General features: G+C 42.1%; 1 protein-coding gene. It reads right to left on the minus strand.

What is annotated here, in order from left to right; genetic code table 11:
• Positions 1-310: 310 nt before the first annotated feature.
• On the minus strand, positions 311-561 hold a 251-nt coding region (locus AB4486_RS26640; protein ID WP_372119767.1), incomplete at its 5' end, for a helix-turn-helix domain-containing protein.

The following is a 561-nucleotide window of genomic DNA, read 5'->3' on the forward strand; positions in this document are numbered from 1 at the left end:
AAGAATTCGTGATTGCTCAATAGTCGGTAGAACTACTGTAATTTACTTTAAAAACAGATGGTTAAAAGCGAGCTTAGTGCTCGCTTTTTTTGTGCTCATATGTTGGATAGACCATCGCTAAGTGGCCTTATAGCGAGATAGTCAAAACTCATTCTATTGATTTCGGCAAATCATTTTGTAGCTTCAAACTAGTGATGTTAGGGCTGGCTTGTGATGCCCCAAAAACGCCTAGAATTGAACTTGCAAGGTTTCAGATACAAAAAGTAATAGATGCGACGATCTAGCCCCATCGCCCTCAATGAAATTAAGACTATTGCTTGAATGTAGTGCGCCACTGAATCGGCGATACATGAAAAGCCGATTTAAAGTGCTTTCTGAATACACTGTCAGAGCCAAAACCCGCTTGCTCTGCAACTTGAGGTATCGATAGTTTCGTGGTTTCTAATAGACGTTGGCTAAGCTCCAAACGTCGGTTTTGCAGCCATTCACCAAATGTACAGCCATAGGTGGATTTAAACTGGCGTGTAAAGGTACGTTTACTCATCGCACAGCGCTCAGCGA

The organism is Vibrio sp. 10N.222.55.C6 (genome assembly GCF_041473395.1).
In the GTDB taxonomy this organism is placed as follows: domain Bacteria; phylum Pseudomonadota; class Gammaproteobacteria; order Enterobacterales; family Vibrionaceae; genus Vibrio; species Vibrio crassostreae_C.